At 47.5% G+C, this 22681-nt stretch carries 20 protein-coding genes and 1 pseudogene; 14 read left to right on the forward strand and 7 right to left on the reverse strand.

Annotated elements, in window-relative coordinates; translation table 11 throughout:
• The first annotated feature begins 32 nt into the window (after window positions 1-32).
• The 3 genes from BN6465_RS02925 (at window position 33) to BN6465_RS02935 (ending at window position 3753) form a co-directional block, all read left to right on the forward strand.
• Window positions 33-1391, forward strand: a complete 1359-nt coding sequence (locus BN6465_RS02925) for a spore germination protein (RefSeq protein WP_330384732.1) — start codon at window positions 33-35, stop codon at window positions 1389-1391.
• Between the two features lie 96 nt (window positions 1392-1487).
• Entirely contained in the window at window positions 1488-2846 is a 1359-nt protein-coding gene (locus BN6465_RS02930) for an MATE family efflux transporter (protein WP_066731551.1), read from the forward strand.
• Between the two features lie 40 nt (window positions 2847-2886).
• A complete protein-coding gene (locus BN6465_RS02935; protein ID WP_066731553.1) occupies window positions 2887-3753 on the forward strand; it encodes a DegV family protein in 867 nt (288 codons plus the stop codon).
• 149 nt (window positions 3754-3902) lie between these two features.
• Here BN6465_RS02935 and BN6465_RS02940 read toward each other — a convergent pair whose 3' ends face one another.
• Window positions 3903-5258 carry a sodium-dependent transporter gene (locus tag BN6465_RS02940; RefSeq protein WP_066731554.1) on the reverse strand — a complete coding sequence of 452 codons (1356 nt, stop codon included), beginning with the start codon at window positions 5256-5258 and terminating at the stop codon, window positions 3903-3905.
• Between the two features lie 321 nt (window positions 5259-5579).
• Here BN6465_RS02940 and infC point away from each other — a divergent pair, with 321 nt between their 5' ends.
• From infC to BN6465_RS02970, 6 genes and pseudogenes are all read left to right on the forward strand, one after another.
• Window positions 5580-6074, forward strand: coding sequence for a translation initiation factor IF-3 (gene infC / locus BN6465_RS02945; RefSeq protein WP_066731555.1), 495 nt, complete (start codon window positions 5580-5582; stop codon window positions 6072-6074).
• A gap of 33 nt (window positions 6075-6107) precedes the next feature.
• Complete coding sequence (gene rpmI / locus BN6465_RS02950; protein WP_066731556.1) at window positions 6108-6305, forward strand: 50S ribosomal protein L35; 198 nt, start codon at window positions 6108-6110, stop codon at window positions 6303-6305.
• A 31-nt stretch (window positions 6306-6336) separates the two neighbouring features.
• Window positions 6337-6693: a 50S ribosomal protein L20 gene (gene rplT / locus BN6465_RS02955; RefSeq protein ID WP_066731557.1), complete on the forward strand. Its 357-nt coding sequence runs from the start codon at window positions 6337-6339 to the stop codon at window positions 6691-6693.
• 140 nt (window positions 6694-6833) lie between these two features.
• Window positions 6834-8135, forward strand: coding sequence for an L-cysteine desulfidase family protein (locus tag BN6465_RS02960; RefSeq protein WP_066731558.1), 1302 nt, complete (start codon window positions 6834-6836; stop codon window positions 8133-8135).
• Window positions 8136-8163: 28 nt separating this feature from the next.
• Window positions 8164-8688, forward strand: a pseudogene (gene msrA, locus BN6465_RS02965) (peptide-methionine (S)-S-oxide reductase MsrA); the annotation flags it as partial.
• A 120-nt stretch (window positions 8689-8808) separates the two neighbouring features.
• Window positions 8809-9777, forward strand: a complete 969-nt coding sequence (locus BN6465_RS02970; RefSeq protein WP_066731566.1) for a DnaJ C-terminal domain-containing protein — start codon at window positions 8809-8811, stop codon at window positions 9775-9777.
• Between the two features lie 46 nt (window positions 9778-9823).
• Here the strand turns inward: BN6465_RS02970 and BN6465_RS02975 are convergent, their stop codons facing one another.
• Entirely contained in the window at window positions 9824-10519 is a 696-nt protein-coding gene (locus BN6465_RS02975) for a DUF305 domain-containing protein (protein WP_066731568.1), read from the reverse strand.
• Between the two features lie 182 nt (window positions 10520-10701).
• On the opposite strand from BN6465_RS02975, the gene BN6465_RS02980 reads away from it, so the two are divergent.
• Window positions 10702-11730, forward strand: a complete 1029-nt coding sequence (locus tag BN6465_RS02980) for a helix-turn-helix domain-containing protein (protein WP_066731570.1) — start codon at window positions 10702-10704, stop codon at window positions 11728-11730.
• Here the strand turns inward: BN6465_RS02980 and BN6465_RS02985 are convergent.
• The 5 genes from BN6465_RS02985 to BN6465_RS03005 form a co-directional block, all read right to left on the reverse strand.
• Window positions 11702-12496, reverse strand: a complete 795-nt coding sequence (locus BN6465_RS02985) for an ABC transporter ATP-binding protein (RefSeq protein WP_066731572.1) — start codon at window positions 12494-12496, stop codon at window positions 11702-11704. The genes BN6465_RS02980 and BN6465_RS02985 overlap by 29 nt on opposite strands.
• Window positions 12493-13530, reverse strand: a complete 1038-nt coding sequence (locus tag BN6465_RS02990) for a FecCD family ABC transporter permease (protein WP_066731574.1) — start codon at window positions 13528-13530, stop codon at window positions 12493-12495. The genes BN6465_RS02985 and BN6465_RS02990 overlap by 4 nt, the downstream gene beginning before the upstream one ends.
• Window positions 13527-14516, reverse strand: a complete 990-nt coding sequence (locus tag BN6465_RS02995) for a FecCD family ABC transporter permease (RefSeq protein WP_066731576.1) — start codon at window positions 14514-14516, stop codon at window positions 13527-13529. Before BN6465_RS02995 ends, BN6465_RS02990 begins: the two co-directional genes overlap by 4 nt.
• A complete protein-coding gene (locus tag BN6465_RS03000; RefSeq protein ID WP_066731577.1) occupies window positions 14513-15544 on the reverse strand; it encodes an iron-siderophore ABC transporter substrate-binding protein in 1032 nt (343 codons plus the stop codon). The genes BN6465_RS02995 and BN6465_RS03000 overlap by 4 nt, the downstream gene beginning before the upstream one ends.
• Window positions 15545-15673: 129 nt before the next feature.
• Window positions 15674-16837: an SAM-dependent methyltransferase gene (locus BN6465_RS03005; protein WP_066731578.1), complete on the reverse strand. Its 1164-nt coding sequence runs from the start codon at window positions 16835-16837 to the stop codon at window positions 15674-15676.
• 175 nt (window positions 16838-17012) lie between these two features.
• On the opposite strand from BN6465_RS03005, the gene BN6465_RS03010 reads away from it, so the two are divergent.
• From BN6465_RS03010 to BN6465_RS03025, 4 genes are all read left to right on the forward strand, one after another.
• Window positions 17013-19367, forward strand: a complete 2355-nt coding sequence (locus BN6465_RS03010; protein ID WP_066731580.1) for a M13-type metalloendopeptidase — start codon at window positions 17013-17015, stop codon at window positions 19365-19367.
• Between the two features lie 94 nt (window positions 19368-19461).
• Window positions 19462-20142, forward strand: coding sequence for a response regulator transcription factor (locus BN6465_RS03015; RefSeq protein WP_066731582.1), 681 nt, complete (start codon window positions 19462-19464; stop codon window positions 20140-20142).
• Between the two features lie 2 nt (window positions 20143-20144).
• Entirely contained in the window at window positions 20145-21038 is an 894-nt protein-coding gene (locus tag BN6465_RS03020; protein ID WP_066731584.1) for a histidine kinase dimerization/phospho-acceptor domain-containing protein, read from the forward strand.
• 146 nt (window positions 21039-21184) lie between these two features.
• Entirely contained in the window at window positions 21185-22645 is a 1461-nt protein-coding gene (locus BN6465_RS03025) for a ParB/RepB/Spo0J family partition protein (protein ID WP_082891576.1), read from the forward strand.
• Window positions 22646-22681 lie beyond the last annotated feature (36 nt).

A 22681-nucleotide genomic window follows, 5' to 3' on the forward strand; every position in this document is an offset into this window, starting at 1 on the left:
ATAGCAGATTTTAATATATGGAGGAGCGAGGAATGGAAAAGCAGACGATCAGTAAGGAATTGAAGAAGAATGTAATGTATTTGTCAAATGTTCTTCCCGTGGAACAGAGCTTCGACATTATTCAGAGGAACATGGTTATCGGAGGCAGGGACAGTGCCTTTTACTTCATAGATGGGTTCACGAAGGATGAAGCAATGCTTAAGATTATGGATTCCTTTTTTGGGGTACAGGCTGAGGATATGCCCGCGGATGCCACGAGCTTTGCCGAGCGGTATGTGCCCTATGTGGAAGTGGATATACTGGGTGATTTTAATGATATACTAAAAAATATTTTATCCGGTGTGACTTGTGTATTTATTGACGGTTACGAGGCATGTGTAGCCATTGACTGCAGGACTTATCCGGCCAGAAGCGTGGAGGAGCCGGATAAAGATAAATCTCTTCGGGGCTCCAGAGATGGGTTTGTGGAGACCATTGTCTTTAATACCGCCATGATGCGCCGGAGGATTCGTGATCCACATCTGGTAATGGAGATGACAGAGATAGGAAAAAGTTCACGTACGGATGTGGCGGTATGTTATATGTCGGACAGAGTGGACAAAGATATGCTGAAGACAATTCAGGATAAGCTAGCTCAAATCCAAGTAGACGACCTTCGCATGAACCAACAAACACTTGCGGAGGCGCTGTATAAGCGCAATTGGTATAATCCTTTTCCAAAGTTTAAATTCACGGAACGGCCGGACACGGCAGCAGCCTGTCTATTGGAGGGTAAGGTAATTATTCTTGTGGATAACTCGCCCTCGGCCATGGTGCTTCCCACATCCATATTCGATATGATAGAGGAGGCAAATGATTACTATTTTCCCACCCTTACTTCACTATATTTAAAAATATCAAGAGCAATCATTACTTTCCTGACCGTATTTATGACCCCGGTTTTTCTGCTCTTTATGCAGAATCCTAATTGGATTCCGGAGATGTTCAAGTTTGTGACAATTCAAGATACTGTCAATATTCCGTTGATTTTTCAGATACTCATACTTGAGCTTGCGATTGACGGCCTGCGGTTAGCGGCTTTGAACACACCGAGTATGCTGAGCACTCCGCTCAGTGTAATCGCCGGTATCGTAATGGGAGAATTCTCGGTGAAATCCGGCTGGTTCAACTCGGAAATCATGCTGTACATGGCATTTGTATCCGTCGCCAATTACACACAGCCCAACTTTGAACTGGGATATGCCCTCAAATTCATGCGGCTGCTGCTGTTGATATTGACTGCGGCATTCAATTGGATTGGATTTGTCGTAGGATGCATTTTGGTAATACTAAGTGTGTGTGTCAATAGGACTCTTTCCGGAAGAAGCTATCTGCATGTAAAACTTAATTAAATTGTCATTGTGAATCCCATTTTTTGGTATTATAATACAGTTTGTGAGAGAAATAAGGCAGAGGAACCATAGCTGTATGAAACAGGAGAGGGATTTATGGAGAACAGACAGGATGAAAGGCTTGGAACAGAAAAGCTTGGAAAATTAATTGTGAGCATGGCGCTTCCCGCAGTGGCAGCACAGCTGATCAACGTACTTTACAACATTGTAGACAGGATTTATATCGGCCACATAGCCGGTTATGGGGACATGGCGCTGACAGGGGTCGGCGTTACGTTTCCTATATTGATGATAATTTCAGCCTTCAGCGCTTTTGCCGGAATGGGCGGGGCGCCCTTGGCTTCTATCCAGCTTGGAAAGAAAAATTACCGCAAGGCGGAGGAGATTCTTGGAACCTGTACAGCGCTCCTGCTCGTATTTTCAGTAGTATTGACCGTAATCTTTATGGCGGCCAAGACGCCAGTGCTATATGCCTTTGGGGCTACTGAAAATACGATTACATATGCACAGCAGTATATCAGCATCTATCTTATAGGTACCGTATTTGTGCAGTTCGCGCTGGGACTGAATACTTTTATCAGCGGTCAAGGCAATGCGAAGATAGCGATGCTGTCCGTTTTGATTGGCGCTGTTATTAATATTATTTTAGACCCGATATTGATTTTTGCCGTGGGAATGGGAGTGCGCGGGGCGGCGCTGGCGACGATTATCTCTCAGGCAGTGAGCTGTATATGGGTAGTTAGATTTCTGACTTCGAAAAAGAGTGTAATCCGCATCAAAAAACAGTTCATCAGGTTGGACAAAAAGACGGTGGAACATATTGCGGCATTGGGAATTTCGCCGTTCATCATGCAGAGTACAGAAAGCCTTGTATTGATTACGCTGAACAGCAGCCTGAAAAATTACGGTGGAGACTTATATGTCGGCTCCATGTCCATACTGACCAGTGTCATGCAGCTCATTTCTATACCGGTACAGGGGATGAATCAAGGAATACAGCCTATATTGAGCTATAACTATGGAGCGGGGAACAAAGACAGGGTCATCGGTACTTTTAAACGGATGTTAGCCCTGTGCCTCAGTGTCACTATTGTACTGTGTGGAATCGCAATTTTGTTTCCTGAAATATTCAGCCGTCTTTTTACGGACAAGGCAGAACTTCTGGCAGTGACTGACAGAGTGATGCCCATATATTTTCTGGGGATGACTGTTTTTGGAATCCAGATGGCCTGCCAGTCCACATTTATTGCGCTTGGACAGGCAAAGGTGTCGCTGTTCATCGCACTTCTGCGCAAGGTAATACTATTGATACCGCTTGCTTTAATTCTTCCAAGATTTTTCGGGGTGATGGGAGTCTATTACGCAGAACCCGCAGCAGACATCATATCGGTACTTACTACGGCTGTGCTATTTGTAGTGACAATGAAAAAAATTTTGCGTAATTGGCAGAAATGAGTTATACTATACTAAATAGAAGGATAGGAGGGGTTGCGCAATGAAAGAATACATAATCATTACAGACAGCACCGTGGATTTACCAAAAGAATATGTTACGGAGGAACTAGGGATACCATACATTCCACTTTCCTATATCATAGATGGAGAGACTTATGAAGACATGAGCGGGCTCACTGGTAAAGAATTTTTTGTGAAGATTCGTGCAGGTTCCATGCCTACTACATCTCAGATAAATCCAGAGCAGGCCAGAGAGGCACTTACTCCATATTTGAAGGAAGGAAAGGATGTTCTTTATTTAGGTTTCTCATCGGCCCTGAGTGGGAGTTATAACAGTGTACGAATGGCGATGGAAGAGCTGAGGGAGGAGTATCCCGGCCAAACGCTTATTGCGATAGATACACTTTGTGCTTGTCTGGGCGAGGGACTTCTCGTGTACAAGGCAGTGCAGCTAAAGCGGGCAGGGAAGACAATCGAGGAAGTGGCTGAATGGGTGGAAGCGAACAAGCTTCATATTATGCATAATGTTACGGTGGACGACCTTTTCCATCTTCACCGTGGCGGCAGGGTATCCAAAGCGACAGCTATCGTGGGTACTATGGTGAAGATCAAACCTATTATCCACATGGACGATAATGGCGCCCTGAGCGTAATTGGAAAAGAGAGAGGGCGTAAAAAGTCACTGCATAAGATAGTGGATATGGCGGTAGAACAGTCGAAGGGCTGGGAGAACGATATCGTCATGATTACCCACGGCGACTGCGAGGAAGACGCACAGTATGTGGCAGAGCTCGTGAAAGAAAAGATGGGAATCAGCAATATCCTTATCAATTGTATAGGAACGGTAATCGGAAGCCACACAGGCCCGGGCGTAGTTGCTGTATTCTGTATGGGAGAAAAGCGTTAAGATAGTAGAATATAAAATATCCGCGATATCATTCCGATATCGCGGATATTTTTATAATATAGAACACTTCGGCCCCTATGTTATAAAAATCCCTTCGGAGGATGTGCACAATGGGCAGAGGAAAGCAGCTTCGCAGCCGCACTTTGTTTTTACAGGGAGAAGAAGCCGAGCGCATTGGCGACGGAGCTTACGAGGATTGCGACTAAGAACCATGGGGCAATCCATTTAATCATGACATTGAACATCTTTTCCGATTTGAACTTTCCGTCTGTTGCTTTGACTTCGTCGGCAATGACTTTAGGCTTGATTATGAAGCCTACAAATATGCAAGTAAAGATTGCCACTATAGGCATGAGTACACTGTTGCTTACAAAGTCCATAATATCGAGGATCGTCATTTCTCCAAGCGATATGTCGCTCAGCAGTCCGAAACCGAGCGAAGGAAGCAGGCCCAGCAGGAAAGAGAAAGCGGTCACAATCAGACAGGCATTCAGGCGTTTTATGTGAAATTTATCTATGATAATAGATACAATGGTCTCCATCAATGAGATGGCGGACGTCAGGGCGGCCAGAAGGACAAGAAGGAAAAAGACCGTTCCAATTAACCCGCCCATGGGCATGCTGTTGAACACCTTGGGGAGTGTGATGAACATGAGTCCCGGACCTGCGCTGAGAGCAGATTGATCGCCGCCAGTGAAGGCGAAGACACCGGGAATAATCATAAGACCTGCGAGGAAAGCGATTCCGGTATCAAAGATTTCAATTTGGCGCACCGCACCCTCCAGATGGTTCTCTTTCTTCATATAAGAGCCGTAAGTCACCATGATTCCCATAGCCAGAGACATAGAATAGAAGAGCTGGCCCATGGCGGCGAGAATGGTCTTTACAGAAAAATTCTTGAAATTAGGTTTCAAATAATAAATAACACCGTCCATTGCTCCGTCGATGGTACAGGTATAGATTGCGATGACCAGAGTAAGAAGAACGAGAATCGGCATCATAATCTTACTCACTTTTTCAATACCCTTTTCGACACCAAGGATAACTATGACAGCAGTGATTCCTAAAAAGAGGCTGAACCAGAGAATTGGTCCGCCTGTCTGGGAGATAAAAGCAGTAAAGTAATTGTCGCCGGCCGCAGCCTGCACCTCACCGCCGATAAAAGAAGCAAGGTATTTGGTCACCCAGCCTCCAATTACAGAATAATAAGGAAAGATTATAATAGGTACAAAGGAAGCCAAAACTCCCAGAAACCCGAATCTCTTATCCAGAGCTTTGAAAGCCCCGATGGCGCTCAAACCTGTCTTGCGGCCGATAGCAATCTCCGCAATCATAAGTGTGAAGCCGAATGTGACCGCCAGTATCAGATAGACCAGTAAAAAGCTGCCGCCCCCGTATTTTGCTGCCAGATACGGAAAACGCCAGATATTTCCCAGTCCCACGGCTGAGCCGGCTGCCGCGAGTACAAAGCCCAGCCTGCTTGAAAAGCTGCTTCTTTCTTTCATATGTAATTCCTCCTCATAATCTCTCAAAACTTGTGTTTTTTTGACAAATGTATTATCATTATGCCATGAATACTATAGGATTTCAAGAAAAAAGTGTTGACAATAAAGGCTGACTGTGGTAAATTATAACTTGCGTGAAGCAAAAAATAAAGAAGAGTATCCACTCTCACCTTAGCGCATAGGGCGACTAATGGTTAGATATTGAAACAAAGCTATTATCCTGAAACAGGAGATAGTCTGTGTTGATTTATACGAAGTGGATAGTCTGAAACTATTCACTATTTTTTTATTTTATGGAGGTGCACAACAATTAGCGATTTAATGATCAACGAACAAATCCGCGACAGAGAGGTACGTGTGGTTAGTGAGAGTGGGGAACAATTAGGAATTATGCCGACGAAGGAAGCTATGAAGCTTGCGTTGGAAGCGGAGCTGGATCTTGTGAAAATTGCTCCTACAGCAAAGCCGCCTGTATGTAAGATTATCGACTACGGTAAATACAAATATGAGCTTGCTAGAAAAGATAAGGAAGCAAAAAAGAAACAGAAGACTGTTGACGTAAAAGAAGTGCGTCTCTCACCAAATATTGACACGAACGATTTGAACACAAAGGTAAATAATGCGAAAAAGTTTATCTCTAAAGGCAACAAAGTGAAAGTGACTCTTCGCTTCAGGGGAAGAGAGATGGCTCACATGCATCAGAGCAGACACATTCTTGATGACTTTGCAAAGCTTCTGAGTGATGTCGCTGTTGTTGAAAAACAGCCGAAACTGGAGGGCCGTAGCCTGAGCATGGTTTTAACTGAAAAACGTTAAAAATAAATTATTAAACATAAGGAGGAATTTATCATGCCAAAAATTAAAACAAATAGAGCAGCTGCAAAGCGCTTCAAAAAAACTGGAACAGGTAAGTTAAAAAGAAACAAAGCTTATAAAAGCCATATCTTAACAAAGAAGTCTACTAAGAGAAAAAGAAACCTTAGACATGCAGTTATCACTGATGCTACAAACGTTAAGAACATGAAAAAGGTATTACCATATCTGTAGGATAGGCAGAAGATAGAAGGAGGATTAAGAAATGGCAAGAATTAAAGGCGGCATGAACGCTAAAAAGAAACATAACAGAACTTTAAAATTAGCAAAAGGATATAGAGGAGCCCGCTCCAAACAGTACAGAGTTGCAAAACAGTCTGTAATGAGAGCGCTCACATCTGCATACGCAGGAAGAAAGCAGAGAAAACGTCAGATGCGTCAGTTATGGATTGCACGTATCAACGCAGCTGCTAGAATGAATGGATTATCATACAGCAAGTTGATGCACGGACTCAAAGTAGCCGGTGTTGACATGAACAGAAAAATGCTTGCTGAGATGGCAGTTAACGACGCTGCTGGATTTACAACAATGGCAGAAGTTGCTAAGAAAGCATTGGCTTAATACTTTGAAGTTTGAGAGAAGAGGGAAGACTCGCAGGCAGTATGCTTGCGGGTCTTTTTCATAACTTAGCAAGTTAAAGTTGACTTGCCCACTTTATTCAAATGATAAAAAATAAATTCAAATGAACGAGAGGTGTGTACATGCAAGAGCTTACTAGGCTGATCAAAGAAGATATGAAACCGGCGCTTGGGGTGACGGAGCCGGGAGCGATAGCATATGCAGTCGCTTCGGCGAAAGAATATGTGTCCGGCAAAATTATAAAAGTAGAAGTTGCCCTAAATTCGGGAATGTACAAAAACGGCTATACTTGCGGAATTCCCAATTCATCGGAATATGGTAATCTGCATGCGGCGGCGCTTGGAGCGGTCGGGGCAGACGCAGGGCTGGGACTACAGTCTTTGGCTTATATCACGGAGGAGGACAACAAGATAGCCAAGCGTATGGTGGAAGAGGGAATCGTTGAGGTCATGTTAGATCACATCGGCTCGGACATCACCATCGACGCAACAGTTAAAACAGAACTGGATTGCTGTACCGTCTACATCCGGGGGAGCCATACTGGGATTTGTGCTGTGGAGAAGAATGGGGAGATGCTCGAGGGAAGCCGTGATGCTCTGGCGCTTAAAGCGGAGCTGGCAGGGCAGGAAGAAGCAGCGGTTATCCACAAGTATACATTCCGGGAGATTTTGGACTATGTGAGAGTGGTTCCTGTGGAGGAGATAGCGTTTATAAGAGAAGCCTATACTGTTAACATGGAATTATTGAAAGCGGGTCTGGAATCCGGACATATGACTATCGGCCCCATGCTCTTAAAAGAAAATGGAAACAGAGTAATATCGGAAGACGCACAGAAGACAGCCCAGCTCTTATGTAATGGGACGATTGAAGCAAGGGTGATGGGACTAAATAAGCCGGCCATGAGCATTACGGGAAGCGGTGCCCACGGCATTATTGCAACCATGCCGCTTTATGCCTGTCATAAAGCTGAGGGAGGCGCGGAAGATGATGAAAAGCTGCTGCGGGCCACGGCCCTCAGTTATCTCATCACTATGTATATCAAAGAGTATTCAGGGAAATTATCGGCATTCTGCGGCTGTGGGATAGCGGCGGGGACCGGAATGGCATGCGGTCTTGCTTTTATGAGAGACGCGTCTGAGCGTGAGCTTATCATGGTAATTCAAAATATGGCATCCGGCCTGACGGGAATGATATGCGACGGCGGCAATCAAGGATGTGCGATGAAGGGGATTGTAGCTGTGGATGCGGCATTTAGGGCGGTGGAGATGGCCATTCAGGGAATCTGCATTGAGAATATGCATGGAATAAATGGGAAGACCCCTGAGGAAACAATGTACAATATGGGGTGCATCGCTTCCCCGGGAATGGAAAAAACAGAGAAGGTAATTCTTGAAATTATGAGCCGGACGGGGCGTAAAGCTTAAAATGATATTTAAGAAGGAGAGGAAAATCATGGAAAATAACAGAGGAAATTTACGAGACATTTATTTTGCCGGAGGATGCTTTTGGGGCGTGGAGGAGTATTTTTCCAGAGTTCCGGGCGTCGTTGATACGATATCAGGTTATGCCAACGGCCGTACCGAAAATCCTACCTATGAGGAGGTATGTTCGGACGCAACTGGATTTGCAGAGACTGTCCATGTGAAATATAATCCAGAGATTGTAGGTTTAAAGACGCTGACGGCCTTGTTCTTTGAAATTATCGATCCGGTCAGTGTAAATCGTCAGGGAAGTGACAGTGGTACCCAGTACCGTACAGGAATCTACTATACGGAGACGGAAGATAAGGCGCTCGTTGAAGCGATGCTGGGCGAACTGCAAAAGAAATATGTAGAGCCACTGGCGGTGGAGCTTCAGCCTCTTATGAATTTTTATGCCGCAGAAAATTATCATCAGGATTATCTGCAGAAAAATCCCGGCGGTTACTGCCATATTGATTTCAGCAGTCTTGAGCGGCTGGAGACGTTGCCGGACGGGACGGTAAATATGACAGCTGAGTAAAATTGTGTTGACACCTATAAAAAATAGTGTTATATTACATGTAGAACAACTATAATAAATGTAACACTGCGTGTATAAGGACGTGAGGTGAGCACAATGGCAGTAAAGAAAGATTATTACGATACACTTGAGATTGATAGAGGAGCTGACGAGACCACAATTAAGAAAGCGTACCGGAAGCTGGCGAAAAAATATCATCCCGACACGAACGCCGGGGATGAGCAGGCGGAACAGAAGTTCAAAGAGGTGACAGAGGCATACAATGTCCTGAGTGACAGTGAAAAGAGAAAGCTGTACGATCAGTTCGGACATGCGGCTTTCGATGGAAACGCGGCCGATGCCGGTGCTTACGGAGGCGCATATCAGGAATATCACTTTGACGGTGGAAACGTGGATGACATTTTTGGAGACATATTCGGAGACATATTCCGAAATGGCAAGTCCGGAAGCTATGAGTATCACGGTTTTGGCGGAGGGTTCGGCGGCGACAGCTTCAGCAGGAAGGGAGCCGACCTGCGGGCAGATGTGTCGGTAAGCTTTGAGGAGGCTGTCTTTGGCTGTGACAAGATGATTAGTCTGCAGAATATGGAGAAGGGGGACGGCACGTTGCAGACCCTTCAGGTTCATATACCTGCCGGTATTGAGAGCGGGAAGAGCATCCGTCTGCGGGGTAAGGGCATGCCGGGAGTGAACGGAGGCGCATGCGGTGATCTGCTTCTGAAGGTGAATGTGGGAGAAAAGCCGGGATATGAGCGCCGGGGGCAGGATATCTATACGACATCTTTTGTTCCATTTACGACTGCCGTGCTGGGCGGTGAGATTCGTGTACCGACACTGTACGGAGAGGTAATCTGTAAAGTGAAAGAGGGCACTCAGTCAGGCACAAAGATCCGGCTCAAAGGGAAAGGTGTCGTATCGATGAAAAGACCTGATGTGTATGGCGACCAGTATGTGACCGTACAGATTGAAGTTCCCCACAACTTAAGTCAGGAGGCAAAACAGAAATTACAGGAATTTGAACAGATATACAGGCACGGCGCTAAAAAGAGACATGCTGCCGGGTAGAAAAACAGGCTCGGAATCCGAAAGGATTCCGGGCCTGTCTGGCATATTAGCTGTTGTGTGCGGCTGATACTCTTTTCAGAATATCCTGCATCTGGGCAATTTCTGTCTGTTGTGCTTCTATAATACTCTGTGCCAGAATAGTCACTTGTTCTTCATCCGTGTTTCCCAATATAGCCTGTGCCATCTCCACCGCCATCTGGTGATGCATAATCATGCCTTCTGCAAATGCTGCTTCCACATTCGCGGGTGTCTCATGAGAAGCATGGCTGGAATGGTGGGAAGACATCATTTTATCGTACCCCTCAAGATAGGCCTTTTCCTGTTCAAGGTTCTGAGCGCCTCCATCTTTGATTTCACTGGCAAATGCCTGCATCTGTTGAATTTCTTGCTTTTGCATCTGGACGATGTTTTCGGCAAGCTTACGAAGTTCCTCGTCTCTGCCGCCGTATTTCATATAGCTTTCACACATCTCGACTGCAGCCTGATGATGAGGAATCATCCCGTTCAGAAAATCCAGAGCCGCGTTGCCTGTTGACTCTACATTTGTCATATCTTCCATCATCTTAGCCATCAAGGCGTCTTGTTCTTTTAAGTAGTTGCGAAGGTTGTCGCTGCCGGCCGTGTCTGAGGACGGAGAGTCGTTCCGTGTTTTCGCGTTTCCACCAAGAGCGGCCCAAATAATCAGTAAGATGATAATAAGTGCGGCTATGCCGCATGTCCAATAAATAGTTTTTTTATTCATGATTTCCTCCATACGATTAGCATGTCCGCTGAAATTCTTTTTTATTCCCGGCTATATTAAAAATAGTCTTTATAACTTACCGGTGCTACGGGAGATAACCTGCGCTACGGTACTGGTATTATGGTTAAAATGCGCCGAAGGCGGGCAGATTATAACATGAATAGTATGGGGAGAGTTAGAAAATGAAAATGTATTATGCAAGGACACCTGAAGATTATGAGGAGTTTTTTCACCGCCAGATGGGAATGCGAAGATTGGAACATGCAGAGCAGGAGAACTTGTGGGAACATCCGCAGAATGGATGTATTATCAATTCCGGCTCTAGAGGACAGATTCAGTTTAGCATAGGAAGCTATACCGTGCCGGAAGATTTTTGCGTGGAGTATGGATATGATACGCGGTACCTGCATTTGGGAATCATATATGAAGGTACCACTTATTCGCTTGTTGAAGACAAATTAAAGGCGAGTGCGGCTCCCTCGGCCTTTTTGGCGGTGGAACATGAATGTGGGGGTGTAAATTGTTGGAAGAAGGGACAGCATCTTAAAGGGATTGAAATGTCCGTGGACATGATTTACCTAAAGGAAGTGATTCTTCCTTTTCTGGGCTTGGAGGAAGATGCTCTTTCCTTTTTGGAGGAGAATGTCCGATATACCCTTCTGCCGGACGAAATACGCAATCTGATTTTCCGGGCAGAGCAGATGATTCGGGACGGCAGTTTTACTGCCCCGCTTAGGATTTCTCTGTGTCTGGAATTTATTGCGCATTTACTGCATCCTGATAACCGGAACATATTTACCTGCGGAGAGACTGATTTTTGTAAATATATATCGGTGGGAAAAAGTCGGGTAAAAATTACAAGTGAGGATTTTAAAAAAATTGTGGAGGCCCATGACCGAATCGAGAAGGATGCGTCTTCATTTTTTACGATTTATGAGCTGAGCCGGGAGCTGGGAATCAGTGAACAGAAGCTGAAGGCAGGGTTTAAAGAGTTGTATCGGCAGACGCTCTGGGATTATGCGAACAGTGTGCGGATGCATACGGCAGTTATGCTTTTGCAGAACACAGACATGAGAATCAATGAAATATCCCAGAGGGTCGGCTATCAAAGTCAGGTGGCTTTTAGCAATATGTTCAAGAAGTGGTGTGGATTGACGCCCGGACAGTTCCGTACCCAGTCCATCAGCTGTGATGGCGTCCCATGGGAATGATGAAGGGAGACGCTGATACAGGGTCCTCCATGACGATACAGTCCAGCCCGTAGGTGTCCTTAATAAGCTGCGGGGTGATAATTTCCTGTGGAGTTCCACAGGCCATAAGAGAGCCGTCCCGCATGGCGAATAGATAGTCTGCGTAGCGTGAGGAAAGGTTAATATCGTGCAGGACCATGACAATCGTAGTACCCCGCCTACGGTTCAAATCTGTGAGAAGATCCAGTATCTCCACCTGATAGGAGATATCCAAAAAAGTGGTAGGTTCATCCAACAGCAGGATGTCGGTCTGCTGTGCCAGCGCCAGCGCAATCCAGACCCGCTGCCGCTGTCCGCCTGATAATTCATCTACACTGTTGTCTGCAAGTGCAGAGATACCCATGATGTCCATGGCTTCTTCTACCGCCTTAAAATCCTCAGTGGTCATGCTTTTAAGCAGACGCCGGTAAGGGAAGCGTCCCCTTGCAACTAGATCTGCCACCTTGATTCCATCCGGGACGGTGGGGGACTGGGGCAGGAGCCCCATAATCTGTGCAGCCTGCTTGGCGGGGAGAGAAGATACCGCTTTTCCGTTCAGCATAATTTGGCCGCCGCTGGGGCGGATCAGCCTTGAAAAAGTCTTCAGCAATGTAGATTTTCCACATCCGTTTGCACCGATGATTACATTGATTTTATTGTGGGGAATAGTCAGGTCTACTTCACGGATGACAGGACGGCTGTTATAGCCCGCCGTAACTCCTGCGGCAGCAAGTACGTGGTTATTCATAGTACATTTTCTCCTTTGCGGTTCATTTGAAGTAATAAAAATAATAGGTAGGGGGCGCCCAAAATACCGGTGATTACACCCACCGGGTATCTGACCGGAAGCGCAAACTGTCCGATAAGGTCTGAGGCCAATACCAGAACAGAGCCGGTAAGGGCAGAAGCGGCCACATTTCCTTGACTTTCCCCTGTGATTCTGGAGGCAATCGGGCCGGAAAGAAAGGCCACTGATGCCACTGGTCCGGTCACTGAGACAGCAAAAGACACCAGCAGCAGAGAGAACAAAATCAGCAGCAGCCGAATCCGCCGGACTTGTACGCCTAACGTGGCTGCGTAGGCATCTCCCAACGTCAGAATCATCAGATGGCGGTTCAATATGAGGACGGCGCCTCCCGCGACAAGGACGGCCGCCGCAAGTCCTGGTATACTCTCCATGCTTACCCCGTTCAAGCTGCCACTGAGCCAGCGCAAGGCTGCCGGAACATCATATTCTGAGGCACGCAGGAGCATCCAAGAGACCGCGGCGTTTAAAAAAGCCTGCATTCCGATACCAATGAGAATCAGCTTTCCGCTGGAAAAAACACCATTCTGTGAAAGGGCAAAAATCAAGCCGGAGACAAGAATCCCAGAGGCCATGGACAGAAGAGAGACTGTACTTCCCCTCAGGCCCAGCACAAGAATGCCTAACACCGCCGCGGCGCTGGCGCCCGAGGTGACGCCGATGATATCGGGACTGGCAAGCGGATTGCCTAGAAGTTTCTGGAAAGTGCTGCCCGCCATACCGAAAGCCAGCCCGCAGAGGACAGCTGCCAGCATTCGGGGAAGGCGCAGGGTACGAATCGTAAATGAGGCGCCTTGTATCTGCTCACCCAGAAGTACTCTGATTACAGTGGCGGGTGAATAGATTGTCTTTCCATAAGTCATCATGAGGGCTGCCAGCAGCAGTGTGATAAGGAGAAGAATGAATGAGACAAGCAGATAACGCCTCTGCCGCCTCAGGTAACCTGCTGTGACAATGTTGGACTCCTTTGTTTTCATAGAGAACGTACCTTGGCCTTTCTGATAAGAATTATAAATACAGGGGCTCCTGCCAGAGCCGTCACAATACCGGATTCTAACTCGCCTGGTCGCCCCAGCATACGCCCTGCCACATCGGACAGCAGAAGAAGGCAGCTGCCGAAAACGGCTGACAGAGGCAGGATTTTGCGCATGTCAGGCCCTGCCAGAAGACGCGCCAGATGCGGAGTCATAAGCCCTACGAATCCAATGGGGCCTGCCAGAGCCGTGGTGGCGGCACACAGAAGGACGCCTGCCAGAGCCGCCCATGCCCGGACTCTGGTGACATGGAGACCCAGCCCCGCCGCCACGTCATCGCCCAAAGCCAGAGTATTGAGAGAAGGGGCCAGAATGAAACTAATGGCAAAACCAGTAAGAAGACAGGGGAGGATTAGGCGGATATCTTTGAATTCCGCTCCGCTGATGCTGCCTGTCTGCCAGAATCGAAACTGGTCCATCACCTGTGTGTTAGGCAGCATGACGGTGTTGACCAATGACTGCAGTGCTGTTGCCGCCGCGGCGCCGGACAGAGCCAGCTTAAGCGGTGTTGCCCCGCCGTATCCCAGCGACGCGAGACCATAGACAAATGCGGCCGTGACTGCGGCCCCTGCAAACGCCAACAAGATGTATTGGCCGCCGGTGTTGATGTGGAAAAAGGTAATGCCGCAGACAACAAAAAGAGAGGCTCCGGTGTTGACGCCCAAAATGCTGGGGTCGGCGATGGGATTGCGGGTGATTGCCTGCATGAGGGCGCCTGATATGGCGAGAGACGCGCCTGCCAGTACACCGAATATGGTACGCGGAACCCGTGCCATGACCACATGGGAGGAAAAACTGCCGTCGCCGGTAAGGGCAGCGATAACGCCTGCAAAACCTACGGATCTGGCTCCGTAGGTCAGGGATGCAAGGATGCAAAGCAGCAGGCACGCGGCTCCCGTCAGGCTGATGATCACAATGCTTTTTCTCATTGTATTTTACCATGTGCGTCTGCGAGAAGGCGCAGATAATCGTCAATCTCCGAGGGGATGGAGAGGATGGACGGGGTGGTTGCACCGGCCAGAGAAGAAGCATCGTCTACGAGAACGACGGCACCGTTCTTGATAGCTGGAATCTGTGACATCAGTTCGTCCTCCTGCAGTGATTTCAGCAGCGTTTCGTCGCCATATACGACCATCATCTCCACATCCGTCAGCTGCTCCGTATTTTCACGGCTCAAGGTCACGGAAAAATCTTCACTGCTTTCTGCCAGCTCAAGTACACTTTCGGGGAACTCGAGTCCAAGATCTGTCAAATAAGACGCTCTTGGGTCTGAGGGCAGGTAGACGAAAAATGTGCTGAAATCGTCCGGGCTTATCCAGAAGAAAGCGGTCTTTGTACCCGCAAGTTCCGGGTAGGCACGGACTTTTTCTTGAATAAGAGCGTCCGTCTCGGCGACTTTTGCTTCTCCTTCCGCCTTCATTCCCATGCCGGCCGCGTTGAGGAGTGTCTGGTCACGCCAGTAGGTCTGCCATGGTTTGTCCGGGTAGGCCACCACAGGGGCAATTTCACTGAGCAGGTCGTATTCCTCCTTGGTCAATCCGGAGTATGCCGCCAGAATTACGTCCGGCTTAGCATCGCTGATTGCTTCGTAGTCAATGCCGTCGATATCGTCGAAGACTACCGGGTCTGTCTCGCCCAGCGATTCGTAGGCTGCAGATGTCCATGGGTGAAGCCGGTCTTCAGTTACCTCGCCGTAATTTGCCGCCGAGACACCTACAGGAACGACGCCCAGCGCAAGAGGAGTATCCTGATTCTCCCAGCCCAGAGTCACGATTCTTTTTGGCTTGCTCTTAAGTACTGTATCTCCGAAGGCATGGGAGACCGTGAGGGGATATCCCTTGGAAATTTCAGGAGCATCCTCTGATTTCCCTTCCTTTTTAACACTTCCACAGCCCGTCAGCAGCAGGGCAGATAGAGTCATTCCTAAAATAACGGTAATCCATTTGTTTGGTTTCATAAATTCCTCCCTAAATTTGATTGGTATAAGTTAGAAAAGACTAACCACGGAACAAGATACCATAGGAAAGAAAAGATGTCAATCTGTCCACCTAAAAGAGACAAAATGACATCTAATTCAGTTATTCTATTAATACCATTTCACCATCGGCAGATCATTGTTGATTCCTTTTGTCATAAGAATCTGATGGAGATCAATGATTCCGTTATGAAAAGTGGCGGCGCAGGAGGAGAGGTACATGTCCCACATCCGCACGAAGCGGTCATCGAACATTTTTTTCACATCGTCAATACATTCTCGGAAGTTTTTTTCCCAGCAAAGCAGTGTCCGGTTGTAGTGCATGCGCAGATTTTCAATGCCCAGCGTGTGAAATTGATCTTCTGAGACGCAGGTGAGCATTTCTCTGAGACTTGGTATCATGCCGCCGGGAAAGATATATTTTTTAATCCACGGATCTCCCGGGTACTCTTTCAAGGCGCTGATAAAGTGAAGGAGAAATATTCCGCCCGGATTCATCACCTTGTTCACACAGTCTATAAAGAGTTGGTAATTGTCACGCCCTACGTGTTCGACCATGCCCACGCTTACGACTCGGTCAAAGGAAAGGCCGGAGTCCGGCAGATCCCGATAGTCCATGAGTTCTACCGTCACATAGTTTTCAAGGCCTTCTGCACAGATTCGTCTGTTACATTCCTTATACTGTTCAGCGCTCAATGTGATGCCGGTGCCTTTGATCTTATATTTCTTGGCGGCCTCAATCAAAAGAAAACCCCAGCCGCAGCCGATATCCAGTAAGGTCATGCCTTCCTTCAGATAGAGCTTCTCAAGAATATAATGCACTTTATTGACCTGTGCTTGATACAGAGTGTCGTCATCATGAAGGAAATATCCACAAGAGTAACTGAGTGTGTCGTCCAGCCAGAGTTTATAAAAATCGTTGCCGATGTCATAGTGGCTGCGCACCTCTTTTTTCTGATTCCTTTTGGCTGTAGAAGTAAACATTAGTTTTTTTAAGGCATTTCGGTCGGTGGAGAATTTTCCCATTTGTCCGAGAAAGTAATCCAGTGCCTGATAGAGTTCCCCCTCAATCTCCAAGTCCCCATCCATATAAGCTTCCCCCAGCGCAAGAGAAGTGCTGGCGGCCAGTTTGGACAATGGAATCGTTTTTTTAAAATTGACGGTGAAGGAAGGTCTGCCTTCACCAATGAGATATTCTTTTCCATCAATTTTGACCAGAAACGGATGTGCATCAAACTTCTTCAGAAAGTCAACCATAACTTTTTCTTCTAACATACAGGTATTCTCCTTTTAAATATAATCCCTGATAGTTTTTCCGCAGTTTTATTCATCTATGCGTTCTTTCTGCTGTTTTTGCATAGAAACTAACAATAATCTAACATAACAAATGTTATTATGTGCTGGTATCCGGGCCATCCCAATGGCGGCGGAGAGAAGAAAGGAGATTAAGATGAATCATAGAAAAAAAAGAGCAGCGATTGCGCTCGTTCTCATTATGGTAATGGTAACAGGATGCGGTAGTTTTGGCAGGGAGAAAACTGCACCTAAAGTTACGGCAGGGGAGCTGGCTGAATTTTTTTTGGAAGCGGCGTCAAAATATGTAGAGCCGGCGGAAAGAGTCGAAGTTTTAGCGGGGATGAAAGAATCGGAGGAGGCGAATCGACTACAGATGCTGGTGCTTGCCGGCCGGGCGTTTGGTAAGCTGCCGAAACTAGAAGGCAATGCGGAAAAAATGGCACCTCATGCTCCGGAGCTGTCGGAAATACCGGACTGGGCGCGGGAGGCATTAGAAAATCTGGCGGGGGGAGGCATTTTGGCCGAGACAGATTTGAATGGAAAATCAGATGGTGAGAAAAAAGGAAAAGAACAGGCAAAAAATATTTTGAAGAGTTCCGTAACTATGAAGGACGCTAAAATCATTGCGGCAAGATTTTATACGTTATTTGGCACAAATGAGAAGGATGATTTTTATACCGCGGTGAATCACAAGATGCTGAACACCACAGAGATTCCGAAGACTGGAGAGACTACAGGCGGTTCTAGCGATGTGACGGACAGTACGGACAAACAGCTTGCAGGACTGATCGATGAAATTGTAAATAGTGGCCAAGACTATCCGAAGGGGAGTCCCCAGCAGAAGATTCGCGATTTTTACAAAAATTTTGTGGATACTCAATCCCGTAGCCAAGTGGGGTTAGAACCATTACAAAAATATTTGGATGCAGTGGATAAAGCAGCATCATTTTCAGAATTAAATAAAGCAATAGCAATGTCTGTAAATGAATTGGGGACTTTTGCAAACGGTCTGTTTCCCGGAATACCAACGACAGATACAAAGGACAGCAGCAGAAAAATATTGCTTCTGATGACCATGACTCCCGGTTTAGAAAAAGGTGATTATGGACAACCGGAGAAAGAAGAATATAAAGAGTACCGTGCGTCGTTAGTAGAACAGCTGCTGGCAGTAGGCGAAAGTCAAGAGAAGGCAGATTACTATGCGGACGCAATCCTAAAACTGGAAAACGATATCATACAGAATATAGAGGAGCAGGATGACTCCGGACAAGTTAAGGAGCAGAAATATTATACACTAAAGAAGCTGGACGAGATGATGCCTCAAGCGAAGCCGTCAGAGCTGTTGTCAGCTATTGGTGTGAAGGACTCTTTTGAAATGCAGGTTCTTGACGATAAGATGTTCTTAGCATTTGCAAAATGGTTTACTGAGGATAACCTAGGGCTTTTTAAAGCCATAGAAAAGGTGGTACTTCTCAATGCGTACAGCCCATATCTGGGTGAAGACTTGGCGGAGCGGTTTGGAGCTACCTATCTTACATCGGGAGATATAGCAGTGCAGACTTATCTTTCTGAGGAGTTGGGGCAGCTTTATGTCGAGCGCTATTTTTCGGCTGAATCGAAAGAGGAAATCAAGAAGATGACGGAGATGATGATTGAAACATTCAAAAAAAGAATGGAACGTCTGGACTGGCTGGAAGAAAATACTAAAAAGGAGGCGATAAAAAAATTAGATTCTCTGACAGTCTTGATTGGCTATCCAGATGAATGGCAGTTGAGCGAGGCAGAAATCAGGGGACCAGAGGACGGCGGCAGCCTGTTTGAAAATGCGGCAGCTTTTGAGGTGGAAAAATGGAAGCGTAATCTGAAAGAATTGGAAGAGCCTGTTGATAATGGCAAATTTGCGCTGGCGGCCTATACAGTCAATGCGGCTGCCAACAGAAACACCAATGTCCTATTATTCCCAGCAGGTATTCTACAGGCGCCGTTTTATGATAAAGATGCTTCTTTTGAAGCGAATTTAGGAGCGATTGGAAGCACGATAGCCCATGAAATCACACATATGTTTGACGACGGAGGGGCACAGTTTGATTCGAGGGGCAATTTAAGTGACTGGTGGGCCAAAAAAGATTATGAACACTTCCGAATGCTGTGTAAAAAGGCTGAAGAATTTTATGACGGGCATGAAGCAGCGCCGGGAATTAAAGTAAACGGACAAGAAACTTTAAGCGAGAATATAGCAGACATCGGCGGGATAGCCTGTGGTCTAGAAATACTATCCAATATGGAGAATCCAGACTATGATGCATTTTTCCGCAGTTATGCAAAGCAGTGGCTTAGAGTGGCGGACTACGACACGCTATTAGAGCTGGCAGAATCAGACATGCACGCTCCGAACAATCTCCGCAGTAATCTGGTACTTTCTAATTTTCAGGAATTCTATGACACTTATGATATTAAGCCCGGCGACGGTATGTATGTTGCACCTGAAGACCGCATCAAAATCTGGTAATGTATTTAGAGGAATCTCCGTCTGGCGGATGTACCGTTGACAGCCTGACGGGGATTCGGTACACTGAACATACTATGTGATTGGGGAAAGAAGTATGAAATTATTAGTGGTAGAAGATGAAGAGATGCTTTCGAAAACCTTGGCAAAGGGGCTTCGGATGATGGGGTATGCGGTAGATTGTGCCTATGACGGAGAAGAGGCGCTGTATCTATATGAGTTGAACCAATACGATCTTATGATTTTGGATTTGAACCTGCCAAAGCTGGACGGGATGGAAGTACTGCAGAACATCCGGAGCAAGGATTCGGACTTCCGGATCTTAATACTTTCTGCAAGAAATTCTCTGGAGGATAAAGTCAGCGGTCTGGATAATGGGAGTAATGATTATCTTACTAAACCATTTGAATTTAAAGAGCTGGAGGCGCGTATCAGGAGTCTTCTGCGCCGGAGCTTTACTACAAAAGATACTGTGTTGACTTGTGGCTGCCTGCAGATAGACACGGCGGCCCGGCAAGTTTGGTTCAAGAATCAAACGGTAGAGCTGACACGCAAGGAATATGCGCTGTTAGAGTATCTGCTGGTGCATGAGGGGGAGATGATAAGTGCGGAAGAGTTGATTGAACACGGATGGGACAGCGAAGTGGATTTGTTTTCCAATTCCTTCCGGTATCATGTCCATTCCCTTAGAAAAAAGCTGGATGCTGTGGGAGCCGAAAATTACATCGTTACCCAGCGGGGGCAGGGGTACCGTCTCCAATGTCCAAAGGAGGAATAAGGATGAAGAAGAAAACGCTGCAATTTCAGGTTACTGGAATTGTGGGAAGCATACTGATAATCGCATGTATTATATTGACCGCAAATTCTCTGTTTTCGGCTGATAGTTATTACGGGGATTACGCTGCCATGATGGAAGCGGGCCTTTTGGAATATGATTCTGTTCTTCCGGAAAATACACTTCCGGATGAGAGCGAACCAGATACCACATATCAGGAGGTTTATCACAAATTCTCTGTTCATTCAATTTGGATTATGGTGGTAACCATTCTTATTGCGTTGGGTGTGACTTACTGGGCCGTCGGGCGTTTGGTCCGGCCATTGAAAGAACTGACTCAGACTCTCCGGTCTACCGATGACCGGAATCTGGATAAACGGGTGAATCTGTCAGAGGCGCAGGAAGAGGTGCGGATATTGGCGGATGCGTACAATGGGATGCTGCAGCGTTTGGAGGAGGCGTTTCTGGTTCAGAAAAGTTTTGCGGCCAATGCTGCCCATGAGTTGAAGACACCTCTTGCTGTGATAAAATCGTCTCTTCAAGTGCTGGAGATGAATCCAGACCCAGAAAAAGCAGACTACAGGGAATTCATGGATGATACGGGCAGATCGCTGGAACGCATTATAAAGACAGTAGAAGGGCTTCTGGCTCTGGCGAACATGACCTCCGCCCAGTCAGACCAGTGCGTGGACCTGTATCCGCTTCTGGAGCAGGCGGCAGAGGAATTATCACTTCATGCAGACATCGGACAGATAAGGCTGAACCTTTACAAGGAAACGGAGGCATATGCATGGGGAAACCCAAATTTGCTTTATCGTGCTTTGCGTCAGTTGACAAAGGGATACATGATAAAAAACAAAATAATGGACTGCCAACCTATGAAAGCACCGCCCAAGTAGAGACTATGGGCGGTGTTTTCATGTACCGGCGGAAAGGAGGATTTACCCCTGTACCTCGGGCCAAGTTGGCCCGAGGACGCAAAGGGCCTGACTGAAAAGTTAGGCCCTTTTTTCATGCCATCAAGCAAAAAGGAGGTATCTATTAAATGGCTGATGATAAGCCCAAAACGACAACGGAGGCCCCGGAAATGAAACAGCCGGAGAAAGCCGCCGCCCCGGAACAGCCCGTACAGGACACCAGCGGCAAGGCCGCGCCCACCGTGGGCGATAAGCCGCTTGAAACCCCGGAGGCCAAAAAACCGGCACAGGAGAAAGCCCCCAGCGTGACCGTCTATAAGATGGACGATATTAAAGCACAGCGGGAGGCCGCCGCCAAGACAGATAAGGCCGCGCCCGCAAAGGCCACGGAACAGGGTAAAAAGGAGCCACGCCGGGGCCGCCCGCCGAAAGCGGATAAGGCACAGGCGGCGAAGCCCGAAAAACCCAAGGCTGGCCCGACGCGGGGGAAAACAGATAAGCCCAAGCAGGAGCAGGCAGCCGCCCCCAAGGCCAAAGCCCCTAAAACCCCCAAAGCCGCCGAACAGGCCGCCCCGCCCGTGGACGAGGCCAGCATGGAGGAAAAGAAGCAAAAGCTGGAACAGGAGTTGCGGGAAAAATACGGTATTCCCAAAACGGATAAGCCCGTGGAGCCGTGGGTGGCCCCGGAGGTGGAACAGGTAGTCAGAATAGCCCATGAAAAGCTCCATGCGTTCAAAGACCACCCGTTCAACGTCGAGCACAATACAAAGTTTCTGGCGTTTGTGGCGAGTATCCGGGCGCAGGGTGTGACACAGCCCGCCATTGTCCGCCCGGACGGCAAGGACGGTTACGAGATTATTTCCGGCCACCGCCGCGATGCGGGCAGTATTGAGGCCGAAATCCCCTTTACCCCGTGTATCATCCGCGCCCTGAATGACGATCAGGCCATTCAGCAGATGGTGGAGGATAACGTCAACAACCGCGAAGTCACCACAATGGAGCTGGCGCGGGCCTTAAAAATGCAGTTGGAGGCCATCAAGCACCAAGGAGCGCGGGAGGCTTTGGACGGGCAGGACTTTACCGCCGATGTGGATAAACGCTCCAACGAGGTCATTGCGACCCGGAACGGAATGAGCGTCAAACAGGTACAGCGGCACATCGCGCTGACAAGGCTGGTACAGCCCTTGCAGGATTTGGTGGACGGAAAGGTGATGGGCGGCGATGGAAAGCCTCTCAAAATTTCCTTTACCCCCGCCGTGGAGCTCTCCGGCATTAGACCCGAAAACCAGAACTATATCGCGCTCGCCATCGAGGCGCAACAGGCGTCCCCCTCCCTGTCACAGTCCCAGCGTATGCGGGAGCTTGACAAGACCGGGAAATTAAACGGCGACGTGATTGACGGTATCATGTGTGAGGAAAAAAAGGAGGTAGACAAAGTGATTATCAGTGGAGCGGAACTTAGCAATTATTTTGGCAAGGAAAAGACCCCGCAGGAAATGAAAGCGCAGATTATCAAGCTGCTGGACGATTGGAAAGGCAAGGAGAAAGAACAGGCCGCGCCTGAAAAGAAGCCCCAAAAGGAGAAGTAAGGCCAGACCTCGGGCCAAGTTGACCCGAAGCAAGGG

The organism is Bariatricus massiliensis, from assembly GCF_900086725.1.
GTDB lineage: Bacteria > Bacillota > Clostridia > Lachnospirales > Lachnospiraceae > Allocoprococcus > Allocoprococcus massiliensis.

What these genes read in the sequence shown, in the direction of transcription:
- BN6465_RS03020 (WP_066731584.1), top strand. Translation starts at nt 20,145, where the DNA reads ATGAAGAAGAAAACGCTGCAATTTCAGGTTACTGGAATTGTGGGAAGC.
- BN6465_RS03025 (WP_082891576.1), top strand. Translation starts at nt 21,185, where the DNA reads ATGGCTGATGATAAGCCCAAAACGACAACGGAGGCCCCGGAAATGAAA.
- BN6465_RS02960 (WP_066731558.1), top strand. Translation starts at nt 6,834, where the DNA reads ATGCAAGAGCTTACTAGGCTGATCAAAGAAGATATGAAACCGGCGCTT.
- BN6465_RS02970 (WP_066731566.1), top strand. Translation starts at nt 8,809, where the DNA reads ATGGCAGTAAAGAAAGATTATTACGATACACTTGAGATTGATAGAGGA.
- BN6465_RS02935 (WP_066731553.1), top strand. Translation starts at nt 2,887, where the DNA reads ATGAAAGAATACATAATCATTACAGACAGCACCGTGGATTTACCAAAA.
- rpmI (WP_066731556.1), top strand. Translation starts at nt 6,108, where the DNA reads ATGCCAAAAATTAAAACAAATAGAGCAGCTGCAAAGCGCTTCAAAAAA.
- BN6465_RS03000 (WP_066731577.1), bottom strand. Translation starts at nt 15,544, where the DNA reads ATGAAACCAAACAAATGGATTACCGTTATTTTAGGAATGACTCTATCT.
- infC (WP_066731555.1), top strand. Translation starts at nt 5,580, where the DNA reads ATGATCAACGAACAAATCCGCGACAGAGAGGTACGTGTGGTTAGTGAG.
- BN6465_RS02940 (WP_066731554.1), bottom strand. Translation starts at nt 5,258, where the DNA reads ATGAAAGAAAGAAGCAGCTTTTCAAGCAGGCTGGGCTTTGTACTCGCG.
- BN6465_RS02985 (WP_066731572.1), bottom strand. Translation starts at nt 12,496, where the DNA reads ATGAATAACCACGTACTTGCTGCCGCAGGAGTTACGGCGGGCTATAAC.
- BN6465_RS03015 (WP_066731582.1), top strand. Translation starts at nt 19,462, where the DNA reads ATGAAATTATTAGTGGTAGAAGATGAAGAGATGCTTTCGAAAACCTTG.
- BN6465_RS02980 (WP_066731570.1), top strand. Translation starts at nt 10,702, where the DNA reads ATGAAAATGTATTATGCAAGGACACCTGAAGATTATGAGGAGTTTTTT.
- BN6465_RS02995 (WP_066731576.1), bottom strand. Translation starts at nt 14,516, where the DNA reads ATGAGAAAAAGCATTGTGATCATCAGCCTGACGGGAGCCGCGTGCCTG.
- rplT (WP_066731557.1), top strand. Translation starts at nt 6,337, where the DNA reads ATGGCAAGAATTAAAGGCGGCATGAACGCTAAAAAGAAACATAACAGA.
- BN6465_RS03005 (WP_066731578.1), bottom strand. Translation starts at nt 16,837, where the DNA reads ATGTTAGAAGAAAAAGTTATGGTTGACTTTCTGAAGAAGTTTGATGCA.
- BN6465_RS02990 (WP_066731574.1), bottom strand. Translation starts at nt 13,530, where the DNA reads ATGAAAACAAAGGAGTCCAACATTGTCACAGCAGGTTACCTGAGGCGG.
- BN6465_RS02925 (WP_330384732.1), top strand. Translation starts at nt 33, where the DNA reads ATGGAAAAGCAGACGATCAGTAAGGAATTGAAGAAGAATGTAATGTAT.
- BN6465_RS02975 (WP_066731568.1), bottom strand. Translation starts at nt 10,519, where the DNA reads ATGAATAAAAAAACTATTTATTGGACATGCGGCATAGCCGCACTTATT.
- BN6465_RS03010 (WP_066731580.1), top strand. Translation starts at nt 17,013, where the DNA reads ATGAATCATAGAAAAAAAAGAGCAGCGATTGCGCTCGTTCTCATTATG.
- BN6465_RS02930 (WP_066731551.1), top strand. Translation starts at nt 1,488, where the DNA reads ATGGAGAACAGACAGGATGAAAGGCTTGGAACAGAAAAGCTTGGAAAA.